Annotated in this window: 21 protein-coding genes; 18 read left to right on the top strand and 3 right to left on the bottom strand. The window is 72.1% G+C overall.

The features are described from left to right. Positions 1 to 161: 161 nt before the first annotated feature. Positions 162 to 998, bottom strand: a complete 837-nt coding sequence (locus tag ACIOMQ_RS13415; RefSeq protein ID WP_402188984.1) for a DUF3097 domain-containing protein — start codon at positions 996 to 998, stop codon at positions 162 to 164. Between the two features lie 25 nt (positions 999 to 1,023). After that, positions 1,024 to 1,743, bottom strand: a complete 720-nt coding sequence (locus tag ACIOMQ_RS13410) for an MBL fold metallo-hydrolase (protein WP_402188982.1) — start codon at positions 1,741 to 1,743, stop codon at positions 1,024 to 1,026. A gap of 197 nt (positions 1,744 to 1,940) precedes the next feature. On the opposite strand from ACIOMQ_RS13410, the gene hrcA reads away from it, so the two are divergent. From hrcA to ACIOMQ_RS13365, 9 genes are all read left to right on the top strand, one after another. Next, positions 1,941 to 2,957: a heat-inducible transcriptional repressor HrcA gene (gene hrcA, locus ACIOMQ_RS13405; protein WP_093542656.1), complete on the top strand. Its 1,017-nt coding sequence runs from the start codon at positions 1,941 to 1,943 to the stop codon at positions 2,955 to 2,957. Beyond that, positions 2,958 to 4,094 carry a molecular chaperone DnaJ gene (gene dnaJ / locus ACIOMQ_RS13400; protein ID WP_362194147.1) on the top strand — a complete coding sequence of 379 codons (1,137 nt, stop codon included), beginning with the start codon at positions 2,958 to 2,960 and terminating at the stop codon, positions 4,092 to 4,094. Positions 4,095 to 4,255: 161 nt separating this feature from the next. Next, positions 4,256 to 5,329 (top strand): nitronate monooxygenase, encoded by a 1,074-nt coding sequence (locus tag ACIOMQ_RS13395; protein ID WP_362194150.1) that lies wholly within the window; start codon positions 4,256 to 4,258, stop codon positions 5,327 to 5,329. Then, the gene (locus ACIOMQ_RS13390; RefSeq protein ID WP_362194153.1) at positions 5,326 to 6,072 is read left to right on the top strand and encodes a 16S rRNA (uracil(1498)-N(3))-methyltransferase; all 747 of its coding nucleotides are present in this window, start codon (positions 5,326 to 5,328) and stop codon (positions 6,070 to 6,072) included. Before ACIOMQ_RS13395 ends, ACIOMQ_RS13390 begins: the two co-directional genes overlap by 4 nt. A 115-nt stretch (positions 6,073 to 6,187) precedes the next feature. After that, complete coding sequence (locus tag ACIOMQ_RS13385; protein WP_362194156.1) at positions 6,188 to 6,721, top strand: hypothetical protein; 534 nt, start codon at positions 6,188 to 6,190, stop codon at positions 6,719 to 6,721. Positions 6,722 to 6,801: 80 nt separating this feature from the next. Beyond that, a complete protein-coding gene (locus ACIOMQ_RS13380; RefSeq protein WP_362194159.1) occupies positions 6,802 to 10,029 on the top strand; it encodes a S41 family peptidase in 3,228 nt (1,075 codons plus the stop codon). Positions 10,030 to 10,269: 240 nt separating this feature from the next. Continuing rightward, positions 10,270 to 10,629 carry a histidine triad nucleotide-binding protein gene (locus tag ACIOMQ_RS13375; protein WP_362194162.1) on the top strand — a complete coding sequence of 120 codons (360 nt, stop codon included), beginning with the start codon at positions 10,270 to 10,272 and terminating at the stop codon, positions 10,627 to 10,629. Between the two features lie 18 nt (positions 10,630 to 10,647). After that, on the top strand, positions 10,648 to 11,556 hold the full coding sequence (locus ACIOMQ_RS13370; protein WP_401753218.1) for a ribonuclease Z: 909 nt from the start codon (positions 10,648 to 10,650) through the stop codon (positions 11,554 to 11,556). A gap of 36 nt (positions 11,557 to 11,592) precedes the next feature. Then, positions 11,593 to 12,585, top strand: a complete 993-nt coding sequence (locus tag ACIOMQ_RS13365) for an adenosine deaminase (protein WP_402188980.1) — start codon at positions 11,593 to 11,595, stop codon at positions 12,583 to 12,585. Here the strand turns inward: ACIOMQ_RS13365 and ACIOMQ_RS13360 are convergent. Beyond that, the gene (locus tag ACIOMQ_RS13360) at positions 12,549 to 13,907 is read right to left on the bottom strand and encodes an MFS transporter (protein ID WP_362194171.1); all 1,359 of its coding nucleotides are present in this window, start codon (positions 13,905 to 13,907) and stop codon (positions 12,549 to 12,551) included. The genes ACIOMQ_RS13365 and ACIOMQ_RS13360 overlap by 37 nt on opposite strands. Before the next feature lie 355 nt (positions 13,908 to 14,262). Between ACIOMQ_RS13360 and ACIOMQ_RS13355 the strand changes: the two genes are divergently transcribed. From ACIOMQ_RS13355 to era, 9 genes are all read left to right on the top strand, one after another. Then, positions 14,263 to 15,387 carry a carbohydrate kinase family protein gene (locus tag ACIOMQ_RS13355; RefSeq protein WP_402188978.1) on the top strand — a complete coding sequence of 375 codons (1,125 nt, stop codon included), beginning with the start codon at positions 14,263 to 14,265 and terminating at the stop codon, positions 15,385 to 15,387. Positions 15,388 to 15,526: 139 nt separating this feature from the next. After that, positions 15,527 to 16,555: a PhoH family protein gene (locus ACIOMQ_RS13350; protein ID WP_362194178.1), complete on the top strand. Its 1,029-nt coding sequence runs from the start codon at positions 15,527 to 15,529 to the stop codon at positions 16,553 to 16,555. Between the two features lie 12 nt (positions 16,556 to 16,567). Further along, positions 16,568 to 17,065 carry an rRNA maturation RNase YbeY gene (gene ybeY, locus ACIOMQ_RS13345; RefSeq protein ID WP_030921061.1) on the top strand — a complete coding sequence of 166 codons (498 nt, stop codon included), beginning with the start codon at positions 16,568 to 16,570 and terminating at the stop codon, positions 17,063 to 17,065. Continuing rightward, positions 17,062 to 18,354 (top strand): hemolysin family protein, encoded by a 1,293-nt coding sequence (locus tag ACIOMQ_RS13340; protein ID WP_362194184.1) that lies wholly within the window; start codon positions 17,062 to 17,064, stop codon positions 18,352 to 18,354. Before ybeY ends, ACIOMQ_RS13340 begins: the two co-directional genes overlap by 4 nt. After that, entirely contained in the window at positions 18,351 to 18,704 is a 354-nt protein-coding gene (locus tag ACIOMQ_RS13335) for an MmcQ/YjbR family DNA-binding protein (RefSeq protein WP_362194187.1), read from the top strand. The genes ACIOMQ_RS13340 and ACIOMQ_RS13335 overlap by 4 nt, the downstream gene beginning before the upstream one ends. A 105-nt stretch (positions 18,705 to 18,809) precedes the next feature. Further along, a complete protein-coding gene (locus tag ACIOMQ_RS13330; RefSeq protein WP_362194191.1) occupies positions 18,810 to 19,163 on the top strand; it encodes a cytidine deaminase in 354 nt (117 codons plus the stop codon). A 205-nt stretch (positions 19,164 to 19,368) separates the two neighbouring features. Continuing rightward, positions 19,369 to 20,751 (top strand): beta-xylosidase, encoded by a 1,383-nt coding sequence (locus tag ACIOMQ_RS13325; RefSeq protein ID WP_402188975.1) that lies wholly within the window; start codon positions 19,369 to 19,371, stop codon positions 20,749 to 20,751. Positions 20,752 to 20,843: 92 nt separating this feature from the next. Then, a complete protein-coding gene (locus ACIOMQ_RS13320; protein ID WP_362194194.1) occupies positions 20,844 to 21,875 on the top strand; it encodes a WxL protein peptidoglycan domain-containing protein in 1,032 nt (343 codons plus the stop codon). Then, the gene (gene era, locus ACIOMQ_RS13315; protein WP_362194197.1) at positions 21,850 to 22,824 is read left to right on the top strand and encodes a GTPase Era; all 975 of its coding nucleotides are present in this window, start codon (positions 21,850 to 21,852) and stop codon (positions 22,822 to 22,824) included. The genes ACIOMQ_RS13320 and era overlap by 26 nt, the downstream gene beginning before the upstream one ends. Positions 22,825 to 22,838: the final 14 nt, after the last annotated feature.

The following is a 22,838-nucleotide window of genomic DNA, read 5'->3' as shown; positions in this document are numbered from 1 at the left end:
TACGCGGGCCCCTGAGGAGCGAGCTCCGGGGCGTACGCGACCCCCTGTGCAACGGGCCCCGGGGCGTACGCGACCCCCTGAGGAGCGGGCCCGGGGCGCACACGGGACCCCGCCCCGGGGGCCGCTCCTCGGGGCCGGGCCCCCGCCCCGGGGCCGGCTCCTCAGACGCCGGGGAGGCTGTCCTCGGGCGCCGTCACGAAGTCGATCAGGTGTTCCACGGAGCCCAGCAGTGCCGGCTCCAGATCCCGGTACGACCGCACCGTGGACAGGATGCGCTGCCAGGCCGCGCCCGTGTTCTCCTCCCAGCCCAGCGCGCGGCACACGCCCGTCTTCCAGTCCTGGCCGCGTGGGATCACCGGCCAGGCGGTGATCCCCACGGACGACGGCTTCACCGCCTCCCACACGTCGATGTAGGGGTGGCCGACCACCAGGACGTCCGTGTCCGACACCTGGGCCGCGATCCTGGACTCCTTGGAGCCGGGAACCAGGTGGTCGACCAGGACGCCCAGCCTGGCGTCCGGGCCGGGGGAGAATTCGCGCACGATGGCCGGGAGGTCGTCGATGCCCTCCAGGTACTCGACGACCACGCCCTCGATCCGCAGATCGTCGCCCCAGACCCGCTCGACCAGCTCCGCGTCGTGACGGCCCTCCACATAGATCCGGCCCGCCCGCGCGACCCGGGCGCGCGCGCCGGGTACCGCGACCGAACCCGAGGCCGTACGCGCCGGGCGTGCGGGAGCGGCCGCCGACGGGCGTACGAGCGTGACCACCCGGCCCTCCAGCAGGAAGCCGCGCGCCTCCATCGGGAACACCCGGTGCTTGCCGAAACGGTCCTCCAGGGTCACCGTCGGTCCCTGGGCCGTCTTCTCGCAGCGGATCACCGCACCGCAGAATCCGGTGGAGACCTCCTCCACGACCAGATCGGGTTCGGCGGGGACCTCGGGAACGGGGGCGGACCTCTTCCACGGCGGGGTCAGGTCCGGCTGGTAGCTGCGCATCGGAAGACGATAGGACGGGAACAGGTCACGACACGCCGAAGAGGGCGGCCAGCCGGTCGCGCTGCGCCCTGACGAACACCGCGTCCACCACCTGCCCGTGGCCCGGCACGTACACCGCGTCCTCGCCCCCGAGCGCCAGCAGCCGGTCCAGCGCGGCCGGCCAGCGGGCCGGGACCGCGTCCCGGCCCGCCTGCGGTTCGCCGGACTCCTCGACCAGGTCGCCGCAGAGCACCACCGCGGGGGAGCCGGGGACGAGCGCCACCAGATCGTGGCCGCTGTGGGCGGGGCCCACGTTCGCCAGCAGCACCTGGCGGCCGCCCAGGTCGAGCGTCCACTCGCCGCACACCTCGTGGTGGGGCGCCACCACCACGCCGGCGGCCTCCGCCGCGTCGTGCTCGGACAGCCCGTGGCGGACCGCGGAGGCGTACAGCGCGTCCGCCCCGGACTTCAGCAGGTCCGCCATGCCGACCGCTCCGTACACCTGGACGCCGGAGAACGCCGCGGTGCCCAGCACATGGTCGAAGTGCGGGTGGCTGAGTGCGATATGCGTCACCTTGCGGCCGAGCAGGGCCTGTGCCTGGGCACGTACTTCGGCGCCCTCGCGGAGCGTCGATCCGGTGTCGTAGAGCAGCACACCATCGGCTCCGACCACCAGCGCGACGGTCGCATCCCATCCTGGAAGGCGCCGTCGGCCCATTCCGTGACCGAGTCGCTCCCAGCCGAACTCTTCCCAAGAGACGTCCATACCGGGACGCTATCGGCAACGACCTGCGTGGTCACGCGGTAGCGTGGCCGGTCGCCCTTGCTAGGTCCCCACTCGGCCGCCGTACACTGGCCGGGGGATTGCTGGCACTCGCGAGGACAGAGTGCCAGGCGGATTCCTGGGAATGAAACAGGGAACGGCCCGAGAACCACCGAGGAACACAGCTGGAGGTGTGCGCCATGCTCAGCGAACGCAGACTCGAAGTGCTGCGCGCCATCGTCCAGGACTACGTCGGCACCGAGGAGCCCGTGGGCTCCAAGGCGCTCACCGAGCGGCACAAGCTGGGGGTCTCCCCGGCCACCGTCCGCAACGACATGGCGGTGCTGGAGGACGAGGGCTTCATCGCCCAGCCCCACACCAGTGCGGGGCGTATCCCGACGGACAAGGGCTACCGGCTCTTCGTCGACAGGCTCGCGGGCGTCAAGCCCCTCTCGTCGCCGGAACGCCGGGCCATTCACAACTTCCTCGACGGCGCCGTCGACCTCGACGACGTCGTGGGCCGCACCGTACGGCTGCTCGCGCAGCTGACCCGGCAGGTCGCCATCGTGCAGTACCCCTCGCTGACCCGGTCCACGGTGCGGCACGTGGAACTGCTGTCGCTGGCGTCCGCCCGGCTGATGCTCGTGCTGATCACGGACACCGGCCGGGTCGAACAGCGCATGATCGACTGCCCCGCCCCCTTCGGTGAGACCTCTCTCGCCGATCTGCGGGCCCGGCTCAACAGCCGGGTCGTCGGACGCCGTTTCGCGGATGTCCCGCAGCTGGTGCAGGACCTGCCGGAATCATTCGAGAGCGAGGACCGGGGGACCGTGTCCACCGTGCTCTCCACCCTGCTCGAAACCCTCGTCGAGGAGACGGAGGAGCGGCTGATGATCGGCGGCACCTCCAACCTCACCCGCTTCGGGCACGACTTCCCGGTGATGATCCGGCCGGTGCTGGAGGCACTGGAGGAGCAGGTCGTGCTGCTGAAGCTGCTCGGCGAGGCCAAGGACTCAGGCATGACCGTACGGATCGGGCACGAGAACGCCCACGAGGGGCTCAACTCCACGTCCGTCGTCGCGGTCGGCTACGGTTCGGGCGACGAGGCAGTCGCCAAACTCGGCGTGGTCGGACCGACCCGCATGGACTACCCCGGAACGATGGGAGCGGTACGCGCAGTGGCACGTTACGTCGGACAGATCCTGGCGGAGTCGTAAGTGGCCACGGACTACTACGCCGTACTCGGCGTGCGCCGCGACGCATCTCAGGACGAGATCAAGAAGGCATTCCGGCGGCTCGCCCGCGAGCTGCATCCGGATGTGAACCCCGATCCGAAGACCCAGGAGCGGTTCAAGGAGATCAACGCCGCCTACGAGGTGTTGTCGGACCCGCAGAAGAAGCAGGTCTACGACCTCGGCGGCGACCCGCTGTCCGCCTCCGGCGGCGGTGGCGCGGGCGGGTTCGGACAGGGCGGCTTCGGCAACTTCTCCGACATCATGGACGCGTTCTTCGGTACGTCGTCGCAGCGCGGGCCCCGTTCGCGCACCCGGCGCGGCCAGGACGCCATGATCCGGCTGGAGATCGATCTCGCCGAGGCCGCGTTCGGCACGACCAAGGACATCCAGGTCGACACGGCCGTGGTCTGTACGACCTGCAGCGGCGAGGGTGCCGCGCCGGGCACCTCCGCCCAGACCTGTGACATGTGCCGCGGCCGCGGCGAGGTCTCCCAGGTCACCCGGTCCTTCCTCGGCCAGGTCATGACCTCGCGGCCCTGCCCGCAGTGCCAGGGCTTCGGCACGGTCGTGCCGACCCCGTGCCCGGAGTGCGCCGGCGACGGCCGCATCCGGTCCCGGCGCACGCTCACCGTGAAGATCCCCGCCGGTGTCGACAACGGCACCCGCATCCAGCTCGCGGGCGAGGGCGAGGTCGGCCCCGGCGGCGGCCCGGCCGGCGATCTGTACGTGGAGATCCACGAACTGCCGCACGCGGTGTTCCAGCGCCGCGGTGACGACCTGCACTGCACGGTGACCATCCCCATGACGGCGGGCGCGCTCGGCACCAAGGTGCCGCTGGAGACGCTCGACGGACTGGAGGAGGTCGACATCCGGCCCGGCACCCAGTCCGGCCAGTCGGTCCCGCTGCACGGCCGCGGCATCACACATCTGCGGGGCGGCGGGCGCGGCGATCTGATCGTGCACGTCGAGGTCATGACCCCGACGAAGCTGGACCCGGAGCAGGAGAGGCTGCTGCGCGACCTGGCGAAGATGCGCGGCGAGGAACGGCCCACCGGCCAGTTCCAGCCCGGACAGCAGGGGCTGTTCTCCCGTCTGAAGGACGCCTTCAACGGCCGCTGACGGTTCCCGGGGACGGTTTCGCACACCGTTCCCGCGGCACCGTTCCCTAACGCCGGACGGGCTCGCTCACCGAGCCCGTCCGGCGTTCGCGCAGAGATTTGAGGACAAAGGGGACCCGGGCCGGGCACGCCACGGCAGGCGGGACGTGACACGATGCGGTCATGTCATCCGTGTTGACCGATCTCTGCCGGTATCCGATCGTGCAGGCCCCGATGGCGGGTGGTGTGTCCTGTCCGCAGCTCGTCGCGGCCGTCGCCGAGGCGGGCGGGCTGGGCTTCCTCGCCGCCGGGTACAAGACGGCGGACGGCATGTACAACGAGATCAAGCAGCTGCGCGGGCTGACCGGTCAGCCCTTCGGCGTCAATCTCTTCATGCCGCAGCCAGTACTCGCCGATCCGAGCGCCGTCGAGGTGTACCGGCATCAACTCGCCGGTGAGGCCGCCTGGTACGAGACCCCGCTCGGCGACCCGGACTCCGGCGGTGACGACGGCTACGACGCCAAGCTCGCCATCCTCCTGGAGGACCCGGTCCCGGCCGTCTCGTTCACCTTCGGCTGCCCGACCCGCGACACCCTCGACGCGTTCGCCGCGGCCGGTACGTACACCGTCGTGACGGTCACCACGCCCGAGGAGGCCCAGGCCGCCCAGTGGGCGGGTGCCGACGCGGTCTGCGTCCAGGGCATGGAGGCGGGCGGCCACCAGTCCACCCATCGCGACGACCCGCAGACCGACGGCACCGGTATCGGACTCCTCTCCCTGGTGACCCAGGTCCGCGAGACCGTACAGGTGCCGATCATCGCCGCGGGCGGGCTGATGCGCGGGTCCCAGATCACGGCGGTGCTCGCCGCGGGCGCGGAGGCGGCGCAGCTCGGTACGGCGTTCCTCGTCTGCCCCGAGTCCGGGGCGAATCTGCTGCACAAGCAGGCGCTGACCAACCCGCTGTTCGTACGGACCGACCTGACCCGGGCGTTCTCCGGCCGCCCGGCCCGCGGCCTGGTCAACCGCTTCATGCGCGAGCACGGCCCGTACGCCCCCGCCGCGTACCCGCAGGTCCACTATCTGACCGCCGGTCTGCGCAAGGCGGCGGCCAAGGCCGGTGACGCCCAGGGCATGGCCCTGTGGGCGGGGCAGGGGCACCGGCTGGCACGCGAGCTGCCCGCCGGCCGGCTGATCGAACTGCTCGCCGAGGAACTGGACGCCGCACGGGCGGCCGTGAACACAGGGAGTACGCAGTGACCGCACCGGTCTTCGTCGTCGAACAGGTCCCCGGCGGGCCCGAGTTCGTCCTGGAAGGGCCCGAGGGGCGGCACGCCGTGTCGGTGAAGCGGCTGCGGGCCGGCGAGGACGTCGTGCTGACGGACGGCCGGGGCCGGTGGACGGAAGGAGTCGTCGGGGCCGCCGAGGGCAAGGACCGGCTCGTGGTCGTCGACCTGGTGACGGTCCACGAGGAGCCGCACCCCGCACCCCGCATCACGGTCGTCCAGGCCCTGCCCAAGGGCGACCGGGGCGAGGTCGCGGTGGAGACGATGACGGAGACCGGTGTCGACGCGATCGTGCCCTGGCAGGCCTCGCGCTGCATCACGCAGTGGAAGGGCGACCGCGGCCTCAAGTCCCTCGCGAAATGGCGCAACACCGCCCGGGAGGCGGGCAAGCAGTCGCGCCGGGTGCGCTTTCCCGAGGTGGCGGACGCGATGACGACCAAACAGGTGACGGCACTTCTGGCCACGGCCGGCTTCGCCGCCGTCCTGCACGAGGACCGGGAGCACGACAGCGAGCCACTGGCAGCCGTCCAACTCCCCACCCGGGGCGAGATCGTGCTGGTCGTCGGCCCCGAGGGCGGTGTGTCGCCGGACGAACTGGCGGTCTTCGCCGCGGCGGGCGCCCGGACCTGCCGGCTCGGGACGTCCGTCCTGCGCACCTCGACGGCGGGTACGGCCGCGACGGCGCTGCTGCTGGGGCGCACCGGCCGCTGGTCGTGAGACCGGCCGGCCCGGGTGCCGGCCGGTCTGCGTTCCCTGCGATGCGCCGACGCCCCGCCCGGAGTGGCCGCAAACCGTCTACCGTCCCGCGGGTGAATGGTGGGAAGCTGCCCGTATGGGGACAACAAGGGCATGGGGTCGGATCAGGACCCGCCGCTTTCTGGCCGCGTCCGCGCTCGCGGGCGCGGCGGCCGCCGGTGCGGTGGCCTGTGAGCCGGTGGGCGGGCTGAACTCCGCGTCCATCGCCGTGACCACCGACCGGACCGGCACCAGCGCCCTGGAGCGCAACGGGGTCGACGTGCAGTGGCTGAGCTGCACGGCGGATGCCGGCGGGGCCCGGACCGGGGGCGCGTCGCCCTCCGCCTCCGCGCACCGGATCGCGAACGTCGACTGCACCGGACGGACCGGGAGCGGCAAGGCCATCACGATCGACGGCAAGGTGACTCAGGAACTCGACGGGCGGTGCGTGCGGGGGGACCTGACCGCGAAGGCCGGCGGGAAGGTCGTCTTCCGGGCAGATGTGCTGGGCAACTGCAACGCAGCCCCGTCGACCGGCGGCTGGGCGAATCCGCCCATGGGCGCCGGCAGCGGCGCCCGGCCGGCGGTCACCGTGACGGTCACGGTGACCGAGTCTCCCCGGGGCAAGTGAGCGCGTCCGGCACCGGGCCACCCGGCGGACTCCGGCCAACCCAGTTCCGCGGAGCACGCCCGCGGCCTAGGGTGATCGATGTGACGCAGCCTGCCTACCTCCGATACCCCCATGTCCAGGGCGATTTGATCGCCTTCACCGCCGAGGACGATGTCTGGCTGGCGCCGCTGGACGGCGGCCGAGCCTGGCGCGTCAGCGCCGACAACCGACCTGTCACCAACCCGCGGATATCCCCCGACGGGACCCGGGTCGCCTGGACGTCCACCCGGGACGGGGCGCCCGAGGTGCACGTCGCACCGGTCGACGGCGGCCCCTCCGAGCGGCTCACCTTCTGGGGCGACGCGCGGACCTCCGTACGCGGCTGGACGCCCGAGGGCGACGTACTGGTCATCAGCACCCAGGGGCAGGCGTCGCTGCGGCGCAGCTGGGCCAGGGCCGTCCCGGTCGACGGCGGACCCGCGCGGACCCTGCCGTACGGCCCCGTCGGCTCCCTCGCGCACGGGCCCGGCGGACGGGTCCTGCTGCTCTCGGTGACCATGGGGCGTGAGGCCGCCTCCTGGAAGCGCTACCGGGGCGGCACCGCGGGCAAGTTGTGGATCGCGCAAGAAGAGGCGGGCGACGGCCCGGTGGAGTTCGTGCGGCTCCACGAGGACCTCGACGGGAACCTCGAATGCCCGATGTGGGTGGGCGACCGTGTCGCCTTCCTCTCCGATCACGAAGGCGTCGGCGCGCTCTACTCCTCGCTCCCCGACGGCTCGGATCTGCGCCGCCACACCGCCGCCGAGGGCTTCTACGCCCGCCACGCGACCACCGACGGCACGCGCGTCGGCTACGCCTCGGCCGGTGAACTCTGGCTCCTGGACGACCTCGAAGGCGCCGCGCCCCGCCGCCTCGACATCCTGCTCGGCGGCCAGCGCGCCGACCTCCAGCCCCACTCCGTGCACGCCGGCAGCCACCTCGACGCCGCGTCCCCGGACCGCACGGGCCGCGGCAGCGCGGTCGGGACGCGCGGCGCCGTCCACTGGGTCACCCACCGCGAGGGCCCGGCCCGCGCGCTCGCCGTCGAACCGGGTGTGCGGGCGAGGATGCCCCGCACCTTCCAGGCCGACGGCGACCAGCACGTCGTCTGGGTCACCGACGCCGAGGGCGACGACGCCCTGGAGTGCGCGCCCGCCACCGGCACCGCACCGGGCTCGGTACCGCGCCGCCTCGCCGCGGGCCGGATCGGCAGGGTTCTCGACCTCGCCGCGGCCCCCGACGGCAGCCGGTTCGCCGTCGCCGCGCACGACGGGCGGGTACTGATCGTCGAGCGGGAGAGCGGCGAGGTCCACGAGGTGGACCGCAGCGAGCACAGCGACGCCTCCGGCCTGGTCTTCTCGCCCGACTCCTCCTGGCTCGCCTGGTCGCATCCCGGGCCCGAGCCGCTCAGGCAGCTCAAGCTCGCCCACCTCGCCGATCTCTCGGTCGCCGAGGCCACCCCGCTGCGCTTCCGGGACTTCTCCCCGGCCTTCACCACCGACGGCAAGCACCTCGCGTTCCTCTCCGAGCGGTCCTTCGACCCGGTCTACGACGCCCATGTCTTCGACATGGCGTTCGTCGGTGCCTGCCGCCCGCATCTGCTGACGCTCGCCGCCACCACGCCCTCCCCGTTCGGGCCGCAGCGCCACGGCCGCCCGATCGAGAAGGAGAAGGGCGGCGAGGGCGAGGACAACCCGACCGCGCTGCCCGTCACCCGGATCGACCTCGAAGGGCTCGCCGACCGGATCGTGCCGCTGCCCGTCGAGGCCGCCAGCTACTCCACGCTGCGCGCCGCGAAGGACGGCCTGCTGTGGCTGAACCACCCGGTGACCGGGGTGCTCGGCGCGAGCGGTGCCACCCCCGACGCCCGTCTGCCCGAGACCGTCCTCGAACGGTACGACCTGGAGAAGCTGCGCTGCGAGGAACTCGCCTCGGACGTCGGCGGATTCGAGGTCAGCGGCGACGGCAGGCGGATCGCCCTGCAGGCCCGGGGCAAGCTGCGCATCGTGCCGTCCGACAGCCGGGTCGCGGCCGGTGACGACGACCACGACAGTGACAGCAGCGTCACCGTCGACCTCTCCCGAATCCGCCGGACCCTCGAACCGGCCGCCGAGTGGCGCCAGATGTACGACGAGGCCGGGCGCATCATGCGGGACAACTTCTGGCGTCCCGACATGGGCGGCATCGACTGGGACGGGGTCCTGGACCGCTACCGCCCCGTGCTGGAGCGCGTCGCCACCCACGACGACCTGATGGACCTGCTGTGGGAGGTGCAGGGGGAGCTCGGCACCTCGCACGCCTATGTGACACCGCCTGCCGGATGGCGCGACGACTCGGCCCGGCAGGGGCTGCTCGGCGCGGACATCTCCCGTACGGACGACGGCGGTTGGCGCATCGACCGCATCCTGCCGTCCGAGACCTCCGACCCGGAGGCCCGCTCGCCGCTCGCCGCACCCGGCGTGGCGGTGCGCGTCGGGGACGCGATCCTCGCCGTCGACGGCCACCCGGTCGACCCGGTGGCCGGCCCCGGACCCCTGCTCACCGGCTCCGCCGGCAAGCCGGTCGAGCTGACCGTCTCACCGGTGGACGGCGGCGACCCGCGCCATGTCGTCGTCGTGCCGGTCGCCGACGAGGAGGCGCTGCGCTACCACGCGTGGGTCGCGGACCGCAGGGCCTACGTCCACGAGCACTCCGGCGGACGCCTCGGCTACCTCCACGTCCCGGACATGGTCGGCTCGGGCTGGGCGCAGCTCCACCGCGATCTGCGGATCGAAGTGGCCCGGGAGGGGCTGGTCGTGGACGTCCGGGAGAACCGCGGCGGCCACACCTCGCAGCTGATCGTGGAGAAGCTCGCCCGGCGCATCGTCGGCTGGGACCTGCCGCGCGGCATGCAGCCGTTCAGCTATCCGGGGGACGCGCCGCGCGGCCCGGTGGTGGCCGTCGCCAACGAGTTCTCCGGCTCGGACGGCGACATCGTGAACGCCGCGATCAAGGCGCTGCGCATCGGACCGGTGGTCGGCACGCGTACCTGGGGCGGGGTCGTCGGCATCGACAACCGGTACCAGCTCGTGGACGGGACGTCGGTCACCCAGCCCAAGTACGCGTTCTGGCTGGAGGGTTACGGCTGGGGTGTGGAGAACTACGGGGTCGATCCCGATGTCGAGGTCGTGATGACGCCGCAGGACCATGCGGCCGGGCGCGATCCGCAACTGGACGAGGCGATCCGGATCGCGCTCGCGTCGCTGGCGGAGACCCCGGCGAAGCGGGCGCCGGAGCGGCCGGGGGCGTAGCGGGGGAGGAGCACCGGAGGGGGCGCGGCGCGCCTGCGGCCGACGCCGTCCCCTCCGGTGCCCGGGGCGCTGCCCCCGGCCCCCCCGCTCCGTTCGCCCGGCCCCTCCGCTCTCCGTTCGCCCGGACTCCCGCTTCGTCCCCCCGGACCCCGCTTCGATCGCCGGAGGGGCCCGATTCACGCCCCCACCGCCCCGATACCATGCCGTACAACGATCACCACCGACCGAGGAGCCGACCCCATGGCGGGAGAACCGCAGCCCGACTGCCTGTTCTGCAAGATCGTCTCGGGTGAGATCCCGGCAACCATTGTCCGGGAGACCGAAACCACCGTCGCCTTCCGGGACATCAACCCCCAGGCCCCCACCCACGTACTCGTCATCCCCCGCCTCCACCACCCGGACGCCGCCGCGCTCGCCGCCGCCGAGCCGGCCGTCGCCGCCGACATACTGCGCGAGGCCGGGCACGTCGCCGCCGACGAGAAGATCGTGGACACCGGCTACCGGGTCGTCTTCAACACCGGCGCCGGCGCCGGGCAGACCGTCTTCCACGCGCACGCCCACGTCCTGGGCGGCCGCGGACTGCAGTGGCCCCCCGGCTAGAACGGGCGATCGCACACCGTGTCCGTACGCGAACTCGTGGTCCTCGGCACCGCCAGCCAGGTCCCGACCAGGCACCGCAATCACAATGGCTACCTGCTGCGCTGGGACGGCGAGGGCATCCTCTTCGACCCCGGTGAGGGCACTCAGCGCCAGATGCTGCGGGCCGGCGTCGCCGCGCACGACATCGACCGGATCTGCGTCACGCACTTCCACGGCGACCACTCGCTCGGCCTGGCCGGGGTGATCCAGCGGATCAACCTCGACCAGGTCCCGCACCCGGTCACCGCGCACTACCCGGCGAGCGGACAGCGCTTCTTCGAGCGGCTGCGGTACGCGACCGCCTACCGCGAGTCCGTCGAGCTGACCGAGGCTCCGGTCGCCGCCGACGGGGTGCTCGCCACCACGAAGGCCTACACGCTCAGCACCCACCGGCTCTCGCACCCCGTCGAGTCGTACGGCTACCGGCTCGTCGAACCCGACGCGCGCCGCATGCTGCCCGCGAAACTCGCCGAACACGGCATCGCGGGGCCCGACGTCGGCCGGATCCAGCGCGAGGGTGCCCTCGGCGGCGTCACGCTCGACGACGTCTCCGAGCGCAGGCGCGGCCAGCGGTTCGCGTTCATCATGGACACAAGGCTCTGCGACGGCGTGCACGTGCTCGCCGAGGGATGCGACCTGCTGGTCATCGAGTCGACCTTCCTCGACGAGGACGAACGGCTCGCCACCGACCACGGCCATCTGACCGCCGGCCAGGCGGCCCGGGTGGCCCGGGACGCGGGCGTACGCCACCTCGTGCTGACCCACTTCTCGCAGCGGTACGACGACCCGGCCGTCTTCGAGACCCAGGCCCGCGCCGCGGGGTTCGAGGGCGAACTGACCGTCGCCCGGGACCTCAGCCGGGTCCCCGTGCCCACCCGGCACGTCTGAAACATCGGCACCACCATTTGTGAGCGTGAAAAACCCGTGCACCTCCCCAAAGCCGAACTCCACCTCCACATCGAGGGAACCCTCGAACCCGAGCTGGCCTTCGCGCTCGCCGAACGCAACGGCGTGCGGTTGCCGTACGCGGACACCGAGGAGCTCCGCACCGCCTACCTCTTCGACGATCTGCAGACCTTCCTCGACCTCTACTACGCCCTGATGGCCGTGCTCCGGACCGAGGAGGACTTCGAGGAGCTCGCCGACGCGTACCTCACCCGCGCCGCCGCCCAGGGCGTCCGGCACGCGGAGATCTTCTTCGACCCGCAGGCGCACACCGCGCGCGGCGTCCCGATCGGCACCGTCGTCGAGGGGCTCGGCCGGGCGCTGGACCGCAGCGAGGAGAAGCACGGCATCTCCACCCAGCTGATCATGTGCTTCCTGCGCGACGAGTCCGCCGAGTCGGCGCTGCGGACCCTGGAGTCCGCGAAGCCGTATCTGCACCGGATCAGCGCCGTCGGCCTCGACTCGGCGGAGGTCGGGCACCCGCCCGTCAAGTTCCGCGAGGTGTACGAGGCGGCGGGGGCGCTCGGGCTGCGCAAGGTCGCCCACGCGGGCGAGGAGGGTCCGCCCGAGTACATCCGGGAGGCCCTGGACGTCCTCGGGGTCGAGCGCATCGACCACGGTCTGCGCTGCATGGAGGACGCGGAGCTGGTGAAGCGGCTGGCCGCCGACCGGGTGCCGCTCACCCTCTGCCCGCTGTCCAACGTACGGCTGCGCGCCATCGACGCCCTGGAGCAGCACCCGCTGCGGGCCATGATGGAGGCCGGACTGCTCTGCACGGTGAACTCCGACGACCCCGCCTACTTCGGCGGCTACGTCGGGGACACCTTCCGGGCGGTCCACGAGGCGCTCGGTCTGGACCGGGAGCAGCTGCGCACACTGGCCCGCAACTCCTTCGAGGCGGCCTTCCTCGACCACGACGAGGAGCGCAGGGCGCGCTATCTGTCCGAGGTCGAGGCGTACGCGTTCGACTGACCGGCCCCGCCCGACGGGCCGGCCGTCCGGAACGCGTTCCGGACCGGGCGCCTGCGGCGCAGCGCGGGCAGGCTGATCTCCGCGACGGCCTGCTCGGGCGCGCCCAGCCTGGGCACGGCGCCGGGCACCGCCCCGGTGGTGACGGCGAGCAGCGCGGCCGGGGCGCCGCCCCTGCGGCGGACCGATCCCGGCACCAGCGGGCGGCCCCCGGTGTGCAGGGCGACCGCCGTGATCGGGGTCGCGACCAGGAGCGTGACGGCGCCCAGGACCAGGCCCATGACCGGGTAGCCGGCCTGTTCGGACAGCACGCTGCCGAGGACGGGTCCGCAGGCCACTCCGACGGATGAGGCGGAGCCGGCGAGGACCGCCCAGCGGCCGCGTACGTCCAGGGACGCGGCCAGGCCGATCAGATACGACAGGACCACCGGGTAGACGGTGTTCCACAGGATCTCGCCGGTCGCGAACGAACCGAGGTTCCCGGCGGACGAGCTGAGCACGATGCTCGCCGCGATGATGACGGTGCCCAGACCGATCGGCACCGCCCGGCCGAGCTTCGCCCCGAGCACCCCGGCGCCCATCACGCCGAGCAGTCCCGCACCGAGCGCGGCGGCGAACACCGCGCCGACGCTGACCTCGGAGAGCCCCGCCTGGGCCACCCCGATCCGGCTGCTGACACCCCACAACGCGTTCTGCGCCATGGACCAGACGAGCATGCCGCCCGCCAGCACCAGGCCGGAGCGGCGGTGCGGCAGCCGGCCGGTGGCGGGGGCGGCGGGACCGCTGCGGGCGGCGTCGCCGAGCCGTGCGGTGGCGGGCCAGACGAGCAGGGCGACCAGGGCGATCGAGGCGAACGGCAGCCGGTGGCCGCCGCCGAGATGCGGGATCGTCAGATAGAGGGCGCCCGCCGTCGCGGAGACGCTCAGCAGACCCAGCGACGAGGTCCGGTGCGGATCGCGCTGGGCGGCGATGCCCGACGCGGCCACGGCGGTCGCCGTGCCGGAGCCGAAGCCGCCGGTCACCGCGCCCATGACCACCAGCGGCACGGAGTCCGCCAGCGCCGCGCAGCCGTACCCCGCCATGGCCAGCACGAGCCCGATCCGCGCCGGTCTTTGCGGCCCGTACGCCTCGACCCGGCCCGCCAGCGTGAATCCGGCGGTCGCGGAGCTCAACAGCAGGGCACTGCCCACCAGACCGGCCTGGGCCGTACTGAGGCCGAGGTGGACGGAGAGCCGCCCGACGATGGTGGGGAGCAGATAGGCGGCGAGGTAACCGGCGGTGAACACGGCGACCAGGGGCCACGCGGCGCGAGGGCGCGAGGACATGGGCGTTCCTGAAGACATGCCGAAGAGGCGAAGGAGGCAGGGAGGGCAGGCGAAGGCAGTGCGGGAATGCGGGAAGTACGGAGAGGCGGTGCACGCGTCGGCAGCTGTCGCCGACGGGGCTCGCGGGCCCAATTTGTATCAACTGCTCCCAGTCGACCGAAAGGCACCCCTATGTGATCTGCGTCACATATGCGTTTACCCTTCGAGTGTGCGGGTAGCAGCGTGCGTTTATGCAGGTCAGTGCCTGCGTGTGCGGGGCCGGTACGCGCCCGTGGCGAGCGGCGGCGCGGACCCTCCGGTTACGGGCGTGAATCGGGCACACTGGCCAGATCTGCCACGACCGGGGAGCGCAAGGGTGAGCACAGACATTCCGGGGATCGACCCACTGGACGGGCTGCGCGCCCCGCAGGACCCGGACTGCGACGTCTTCCTCACCGGCACGGTCTTCCTCGACATCATCTTCACCGGCCTGGACAGCGCCCCGGTCCGCGGCACGGAGTCCTGGGCGCGCGGCATGGGCTCCAGCCCCGGCGGCGTCGCCAACATGGCCACCGCGCTGGCCCGGCTGGGACTGCACACCTCACTGGCCGCGGCGTTCGGCGACGACCACTACGGGGAGTACTGCTGGGACGCCCTGGAACAGGGCGAGGGCATCGACCTGTCCATGTCCCACACCGTCCCCGGCTGGCACTCGCCGGTGACCGTCTCGATGGCGTACGAGGGTGAGCGGACGATGGTCTCGCACGGCCACGAGGCCCCCGGCCCCGCGGGCGCCCGCGGCGTCGCGATCCCCGCCGAGGAGTCCGTGTTCCCGCGCTGCCCGCCCCGGGCCCGGGGCGCCATCGCCTCGCTCGTCCCCGGCCGCAGCGAGCCCTGGGTCGCCAGGGCGGCCGGGAACGGTGCCCGGATCTTCGCCGACGTCGGCTGGGACGAGACCGGCCGCTGGGACCTGGACGCCCTGGCCGACCTGAAGCACTGCCAGGCGTTTCTCCCGAACGCCGAGGAGGCGATGCGCTACACCCGCACCGACTGCCCGCGCGCCGCGGCCCACGCCCTGGCCGAACGGGTGCCGCTCGCCGTGGTCACCCTGGGCGCGGAGGGCGCGTACGCGGTGGACGCGGCGACCGGGGCGAGCGCCGAGGTGCCCGCGATCGAGGTCGAGGCGCTCGATCCGACCGGGGCGGGCGATGTCTTCGTCGCCGGATTCGTCACCGGCACGCTGGCGGACTGGCCGCTGGCCGACCGGCTGGCCTTCGCGGGACTGACCGCGGCGCTCTCGGTGCAGGAGTTCGGCGGATCGCTGTCGGCGCCGGACTGGGACGAGATCGCCGCCTGGTGGCAGAAGGTCCGCACCTTCCCGGACCAGGATCCGGCGGCGCTCCAGCGCTACGCGTTCCTGGAGAGGCTGCTGCCCGCGGCCGCCCGGCCGTGGCCGCTGCGCAGGGCCGTTCCGACGATCGGCTTCCGCCACCCGGGGTAACCCGGGGCACAGGCGTTCGCAGTGCGTGCGAAAAAGCCCTCGGTGTTGTCCGTGCGGAGTCGTACGCTTGGTAATCCAGAGGTTGTCGAGCGGCGAGAACCTTGCAACGGGAGGTATGTGCAGGCCACAGAGCCGGCCCATGACTCAGACACCCACAGCCCAGACCCCCGCGCCGGGGCAGGCGCGAGCCCAGTTCACCGTTCCGGCCAAGCATCCGATGGTGACCGTCCTGGGTTCAGGTGACGCCCTGCTGCGCGTGATCGAGAGGGCCTTCCCGGCGGCCGACATCCATGTCCGGGGAAACGAAGTCAGCGCCGCCGGAGACGCGATGGAAGTCGCCCTGATCCAGCGCCTGTTCGACGAGATGATGCTGGTGCTCCGCACCGGTCAGCCGATGACGGAGGACGCAGTGGAACGCTCGATCGCCATGCTCAGGGCGACGGAGAGCGGCGAGGGGGACGGTCCCGAGACGCCGGCCGAGGTGCTCACCCAGAACATCCTCTCCAGCCGCGGTCGCACCATCCGCCCCAAGACGCTCAACCAGAAGCGGTACGTCGACGCGATCGACAAGCACACGGTCGTCTTCGGTATCGGTCCCGCGGGCACCGGCAAGACCTACCTCGCCATGGCGAAGGCCGTCCAGGCCCTGCAGTCCAAGCAGGTCAACCGGATCATCCTGACCCGGCCCGCCGTCGAGGCGGGCGAGCGGCTCGGCTTCCTGCCGGGCACGCTCTACGAGAAGATCGACCCCTATCTGCGCCCGCTCTACGACGCGCTGCACGACATGCTCGACCCCGACTCGATCCCGCGGCTGATGGCGGCGGGCACGATCGAGGTGGCGCCGCTCGCGTACATGCGCGGTCGCACGCTCAACGACGCGTTCATCATCCTCGACGAGGCGCAGAACACCAGCGCCGAGCAGATGAAGATGTTCCTGACCCGGCTCGGCTTCGACTCGAAGATCGTCATCACCGGTGACGTCACCCAGGTCGACCTGCCGAACGGGACCAAGAGCGGTCTGCGTCAGGTCCAGGACATCCTGGACGGCGTCGAGGACGTCCATTTCTCCCGGCTCACCTCCCAGGATGTCGTCCGGCACAAGCTGGTCGGCCGTATCGTCGACGCGTACGAGAAGTACGACAACCGAGACAGCCACAACGGGAAGTAGTCGCACCGCACCATGTCGATCGACGTCAACAACGAGTCCGGAACCGAGGTCGACGAGCAGGCGATCCTCGACATCGCCCGCTACGCGCTCGCGCGGATGCGGATCCACCCCCTCTCCGAACTCTCGGTGATCGTGGTGGACACCGACGCCATGGAGCAGCTCCACATCCAGTGGATGGACCTGCCGGGGCCGACGGATGTCATGTCCTTCCCGATGGACGAACTCCGTCCGCCGGCCAAGGACGACGAGGAGCCCCCGCAGGGGCTCCTCGGTGACATCGTGCTCTGCCCGGAGGTCGCCAAGAAGCAGGGCGAGGACGCGGAGACGCAGCACTCCATGGACGAGGAGCTCCAGCTCCTCACCGTCCACGGAGTGCTGCACCTCCTCGGTTACGACCACGAGGAGCCGGACGAGAAGGCCGAGATGTTCGGCCTCCAGGCCGCGATCGTCGACGGCTGGCGCGCCGAGCACGGCCTGACCGGTCCGTCGCCCGCCCCCACCGTCTCGTGAGCGTTCCCCTCGTCCTGGGAGCCGTGCTGCTGGTCGTCGTGGGCTGGCTGGCGGCCTGCGCGGAGGCGGGCATCGCCCGTACGTCGAGCTTCCGGGCCGCCAAGGCGGTCCGGTCCGGGCGGCGCGGCAGCCGGAAACTGGAACAGGTCGCGGCCGACCCGACCCGCTACCTCAACGTCGCCCTGCTGGTGCGGGTCGCCTGCGAGATGTCGGCCGGTGTGCTCGTCACGTACGCCTGTCTGAAGGAGTTCCCCCAGACCTGGGAGGCGCTGGCCGTCGCCATGGCCGTGATGGTCCTCGTCTCCTATGTCGCCATCGGTGTCTCACCGCGCACCATCGGCCGCCAGCACCCGCTGAACACGGCCACGGCGGCGGCGTACGTCCTGCTGCCGCTGGCCAGGGTCATGGGCCCGATCCCGCAGCTGCTGATCCTCATCGGCAACGCCGTGACGCCGGGCAAGGGGTTCCGCAAGGGGCCGTTCGCCAGTGAGGCCGAACTGCGGGCGATGGTCGACCTCGCCGAGCAGGAGTCGCTGATCGAGGACGAGGAGCGCCGCATGGTGCACTCCGTCTTCGAGCTCGGTGACACGCTGGTGCGCGAGGTCATGGTGCCGCGGACCGATCTGGTCTGCATCGAGCGCTACAAGACGATCCGGCAGGCGCTGACGCTGGCGCTGCGCTCCGGCTTCTCGCGGATCCCCGTCACCGGGGAGAACGAGGACGACATCGTCGGCGTCGTGTACCTCAAGGACCTGGTCCGCAAGACACACATCAACCGGGAGTCGGAGGCCGATCTCGTCTCCACGGCGATGCGGCCGGCGGCGTTCGTGCCCGACACGAAGAACGCCGGTGATCTGCTGCGCGAGATGCAGCAGGAGCGCAGCCACGTCGCCGTCGTGATCGACGAGTACGGCGGTACGGCGGGCATCGTCACCATCGAGGACATCCTCGAAGAGATCGTCGGCGAGATCACCGACGAGTACGACCGTGAACTCCCGCCCGTCCAGGAGCTGGAGAACGGCTGCTTCCGGGTGACCGCGCGCCTGGACATCGGCGACCTCGGGGACCTGTTCGACCTCGACGAGTACGACGACGAGGACGTGGAAACGGTCGGCGGGCTGCTCGCGAAGGCGCTGGGCCGGGTCCCGATCGCCGGGGCGTCGTCGGTCGTCGACCTGCCGGACGGCCGCCGGCTCCGGCTGACGGCGGAGTCCCCGGCGGGTCGCCGGAACAAGATCGTCACGGTGCTGGTGGAGCCCGTGGGGCCACAGGGGGTGGACGCGGAGTGACTCCGCAGCAGCTGCGGGCGTTCTGCCTGGACTTCAACGCGAGTGTCGAGGAGTTCCCGTTCGGGCCGGAGGCGTCCGTCTTCAAGGTGCTCGGCAAGATGTTCGCGCTCAGCACGCTGGACGCGCGTCCGCTGACCGTGAACCTCAAGTGCGATCCGGACGAGGCGGTGCGGCTGCGGGAGGAGTACGACGCGGTGGTGCCGGGCTGGCACATGAACAAGCGCCACTGGAACACGGTGACGGTGTCCGGGGTGCCGGACCGGGTGCTCCGTGAGCTGATCGAGGATTCCTACGACCTGGTCGTGGCGGGACTGCCGAAGGCGGACCGGCTGAGGCTGGACCGGGCGTAGGGAGCAGGCCCCTGCGGCGGTCGAGGAGAGGGGCCCGGGGCGGAGCCACCGGCCACGGGAAGGGGCGGGGCGGGGAACGGGCCCCCCGGTTCGTATGCTCGGCACATGACTGAGAGCACCGACCTCGGCCCCGAGGACCGCAAGATCGTCACGCTGGCGCGCAGCGCCCGCGCCCGCAACGGTGTGCCGGAGGGCGCGGCCGTGCGGGACGAGACCGGACGTACGTATGTCGCCGGCACCGTGCGGCTGGAATCGCTGAAGCTCAGCGCGTTGCAGACCGCCGTCGCGATGGCCGTGGCCAGCGGCGCCACCTCGCTGGAGGCCGCCGCGGTCGTCTCCGAGGCCCCGGCCCCGTCGGACGAGGACCGCGCCGCCGTACGGGACCTGGGCGGCCCGGACACACCGGTGCTGCTCGCCGGACCCGACGGCACGCTGCGGGTCAGCGTGACGGCGGGCTGACGCCGGCGGAATAAAGCGTGACGGCGGGCTGACGCCGGCGGAATCCCCCGGAGGAACGCGCTTCCCGGTAGCCGATCTTGACAGCATCTGATGGCCCATCAGTCAGCGCGTTTCGCTTCCATTGACTTCTTTTCGGCCGGAGTCGTCAATGGGCCCCTGTCGGCGCAGAAGAGCCGCTGCGCCGCATCCGGCAGGAGGGGGCTCCATGCGTCCGACCGTCCGAGGAATCAGCAGGCGAAGAACCGGGGCCCGAAGACGCCCCCCGCGCGGCCGCCGCTGGGCCGCCGCGCTGGGGGTGGGCGCGCTCGTCGTCGCCGGGGGAGGGGGACTCGCCGCCCCCGCACAGGCCACGGTGACGGCCTCCGTGCCGGTGGACTTCCCCACCCACTGCATCCCGCCGGCCATCGCGGGCATCCCGCCGATCGACGGGACGACGAAGGCCGAGATCACCGTCGACAACGCCGCCCCGACGGTGGGCGACACGGTCACGGTCACGTACACCGTCGTCAAACCGGCCGCGGGCAACCCGGTGGATCTGGCGCTGCCCGCCGACATCATGACGCCGACCGGCAAGGTCACCGTCGGCGGTGCGCAGTCCACGAGCGTCACCGTCGCTGGGCCGAAGAAGAACACCCCGGTCCCCGGCAAGGGCGACTTCCCGTCGTTCTCGATGACCGGCACCTTCACGGTCACCGCGCCCGGCCAGATCACGCTGTCGCCCGGCGACTACAACATCCACACCAGCTACATCATGGAGCTGGACACCCCCTGCACGGTGACGGACCCGCCCGCCCCGGTCTCCGAGACGATCCTCGCGACGGACGGCGGCGGCCAGGTCAACGAGCGTGCCATCCAGCTCGGGGCCGCGTCCGGCAAGGCGGGCGACACGGTCACCGTGACGGGGTCGAAGTTCACCGCGGGCGCGGACGTCACGCTCGCGGGCCGGTCCGGTGACGCCCAGACCGCCGACACGGCCACCGTCAAGGCGGACGCGTCGGGCGGCTTCAGCGGCCGGCTCACCGTCGACGATCCGGCGACCACCGGCATCGTCGCCTACGAGGGCGGCGGCTGGGACGCGGCCAAGGGCGCCGGGCCGCAGGCGTACACCGTCACCGGTGGTGGCGGCGAGGTCCCGGACGGCAGCCAGCGGCTCGACTCGTCCGTGAAGGCGGGCACGCTGTCCATGGTCCAGGCCGGGGACACCGTCGAGATGTCGGCGGTCGACTTCGGGAGGGGCGGCGCCTCCCGCGGCTCGCTGCAGACGGTGACGGTCGAGGACTACCGCGGCGGCCCCGCCGGCTGGTCCCTCACCGGAAAGGTCACCGACTTCAAGGGCCCCGGCGGCGCGACGATCGGTGCGTCCGCGCTCGGCTGGACCCCGGTCTGCGCGACGAAGCCCGGCAGCCCCAGCACCTGTGCGGCCGGTTCCGCGGGACCGGTGGGCAGCGCGGGCGCCACGCTGGCGTCCACGCCGAACGGGGCCCTCACCGGCGGTGAGTTCACCGCCGACGCCCGGCTCGCGCTGAACATACCGGCGTACACCGCCCCCGGGGCGTACTCCGGCGTGCTCACCCTCACCCTCACGTGACCGAGCAGCACCGGACGACCGGCGGACCGGGCGCGCACCCGCCCGGACCGCCCGTCCCGCCCCCCGACCGACCGATCCGGAGGCCCCGCACCGTGCGCAAGCTGTACGTACTCCTCCTGGCCGGTGTCCTCGTGCTGATCGGCGCCCCCGCCGCCCACGCCGCGGACAACGGCAGCTGGTCGGTCTACCCGGCCACCACACAGGCCGGGCAGCGCCCGTACTTCTACCTCTCCGCCGACCCCGGCGCCACGCTCGACGACCGGGTCACCGTCACCAACAAGACGGACCGGCCGCAGACCTTCCGGCTGTACGCGGCCGACGCCTACAACACCGCGCGCGACGGCGGCTTCGCCGTCCGGGCCCAGAACGAGAAACAGCGCTCGGTCGGCGCCTGGGCGAGGACCGGCCGCGACCGGGTCACCGTGCGGCCGCACGGCTCCGTCACCGTCCCGGTCACCATCACCGTCCCCGAGGACGCCGAGCCCGGCGACCACCCCGGCGCACTCGTCGCCCTCGACGAACGCATCGATCCGGCGGACGCGGGAGCCGTCGCCGTCGGCATCCGGAAGGCGGTCGGCGCCCGGATCTATCTGCGGGTGAACGGGCCGACGGTGCCCGCGCTCTCCGTGGACGACGTCGAGGTCGAGCACACCCAGCCGCTGGTCCCGGGCACCGGGAAGAGCCGGGCCGTCATCTCGTACACGCTCCGCAACCGGGGCAATGTCACCCTCAGCCCCAAGGTCGCCCTCAAGGCCGAGGGCCTCTTCGGCCGCACCCTCCTCGCCCGCGATCTGCAGAAGATCCCCTCCGAACTCCTGCCCCGCCAGCAGGTCCGGCTGACCGAGCAGTGGGCCGACGCTCCCCAGCTGGAATGGGGCGAGATCGAACTGACCGCGAGCGCCCGCGACACCCGCGAGTCGGCCGCCGTCGGATACTTCGCACTGCCCTGGCTGGTGGCCGGGGTCCTGCTGGTGATCGCCGGCGGAGCCGCGGCGCTGTGGATACGGGCCCGCCGGAGCCGTGCCCGTACGGTCCGCGACGCGCGCGACAGGCCCCGCCGCGGCGGTTGGTACGGCAGGGCCGCCAGGATCGGGGACAATGGGCGCCATGAGCGTTCGACCTGACACAGAAGCCGCTGCACAGCAGGCTGCGGACCACGCCCCCCACCGGGCCGGCTTCGCCTGCTTCGTGGGCCGCCCCAACGCGGGCAAGTCCACCCTCACGAACGCTCTGGTCGGCCAGAAGGTGGCGATCACCTCCAACCGGCCCCAGACCACCCGGCACACCGTGCGCGGCATCGTGCACCGCGAGGACGCCCAGCTGATCCTGGTCGACACCCCCGGCCTCCACAAGCCGCGCACGCTGCTGGGCGAGCGTCTCAACGACGTCGTACGCACCACCTGGGCCGAGGTCGACGTCATCGGCTTCTGCCTGCCCGCCGACCAGAAGCTCGGCCCCGGCGACAAGTACATCGTCAAGGAACTCGCGGGCATCAAGAAGACCCCGAAGATCGCCGTCATCACCAAGACCGACCTGGTCGACTCCAAGCAGCTCGCCGAACAGCTGCTCGCCGTGTCCCGCCTCGGCGAGGAGCTCGGCTTCGAGTGGGCCGAGATCATTCCGGTCTCCGCGGTGAAGGACAAGCAGGTCGGCCTGCTGGCCGATCTGATCGCCCCGCTGCTCCCGGAGAGCCCGCCGCTCTACCCGGAGGGCGACCTCACCGACGAGCCCGAGATGGTCATGGTCGCGGAGCTGATCCGGGAGGCCGCGCTCGAAGGCGTACGGGACGAGCTGCCGCACTCCATCGCGGTCGTCGTCGAAGAGATGCTGCCGCGCGAGAACCGCCCGGCGGACAAGCCGCTGCTCGACATCCACGCCAACGTCTACATCGAACGCCCCAGCCAGAAGGGCATCATCATCGGCCCGAAGGGCAAGCGGCTGAAGGACGTCGGTACGAAGTCGCGCAAGCACATCGAGGCGCTGCTCGGCACGCCGGTCTTCCTGGACCTGCACGTGAAGGTGGCCAAGGACTGGCAGCGCGACCCGAAGCAGCTGCGGAAGCTGGGGTTCTGAGCGGGCTCAGGGGC

Source organism: Streptomyces sp. NPDC087845 (assembly GCF_044742755.1).
Taxonomy (GTDB): domain Bacteria; phylum Actinomycetota; class Actinomycetes; order Streptomycetales; family Streptomycetaceae; genus Streptomyces.
The sequence above is the reverse complement of the archived record's forward strand: the minus strand, read 5'-3'. Positions and strand labels throughout refer to the sequence as shown.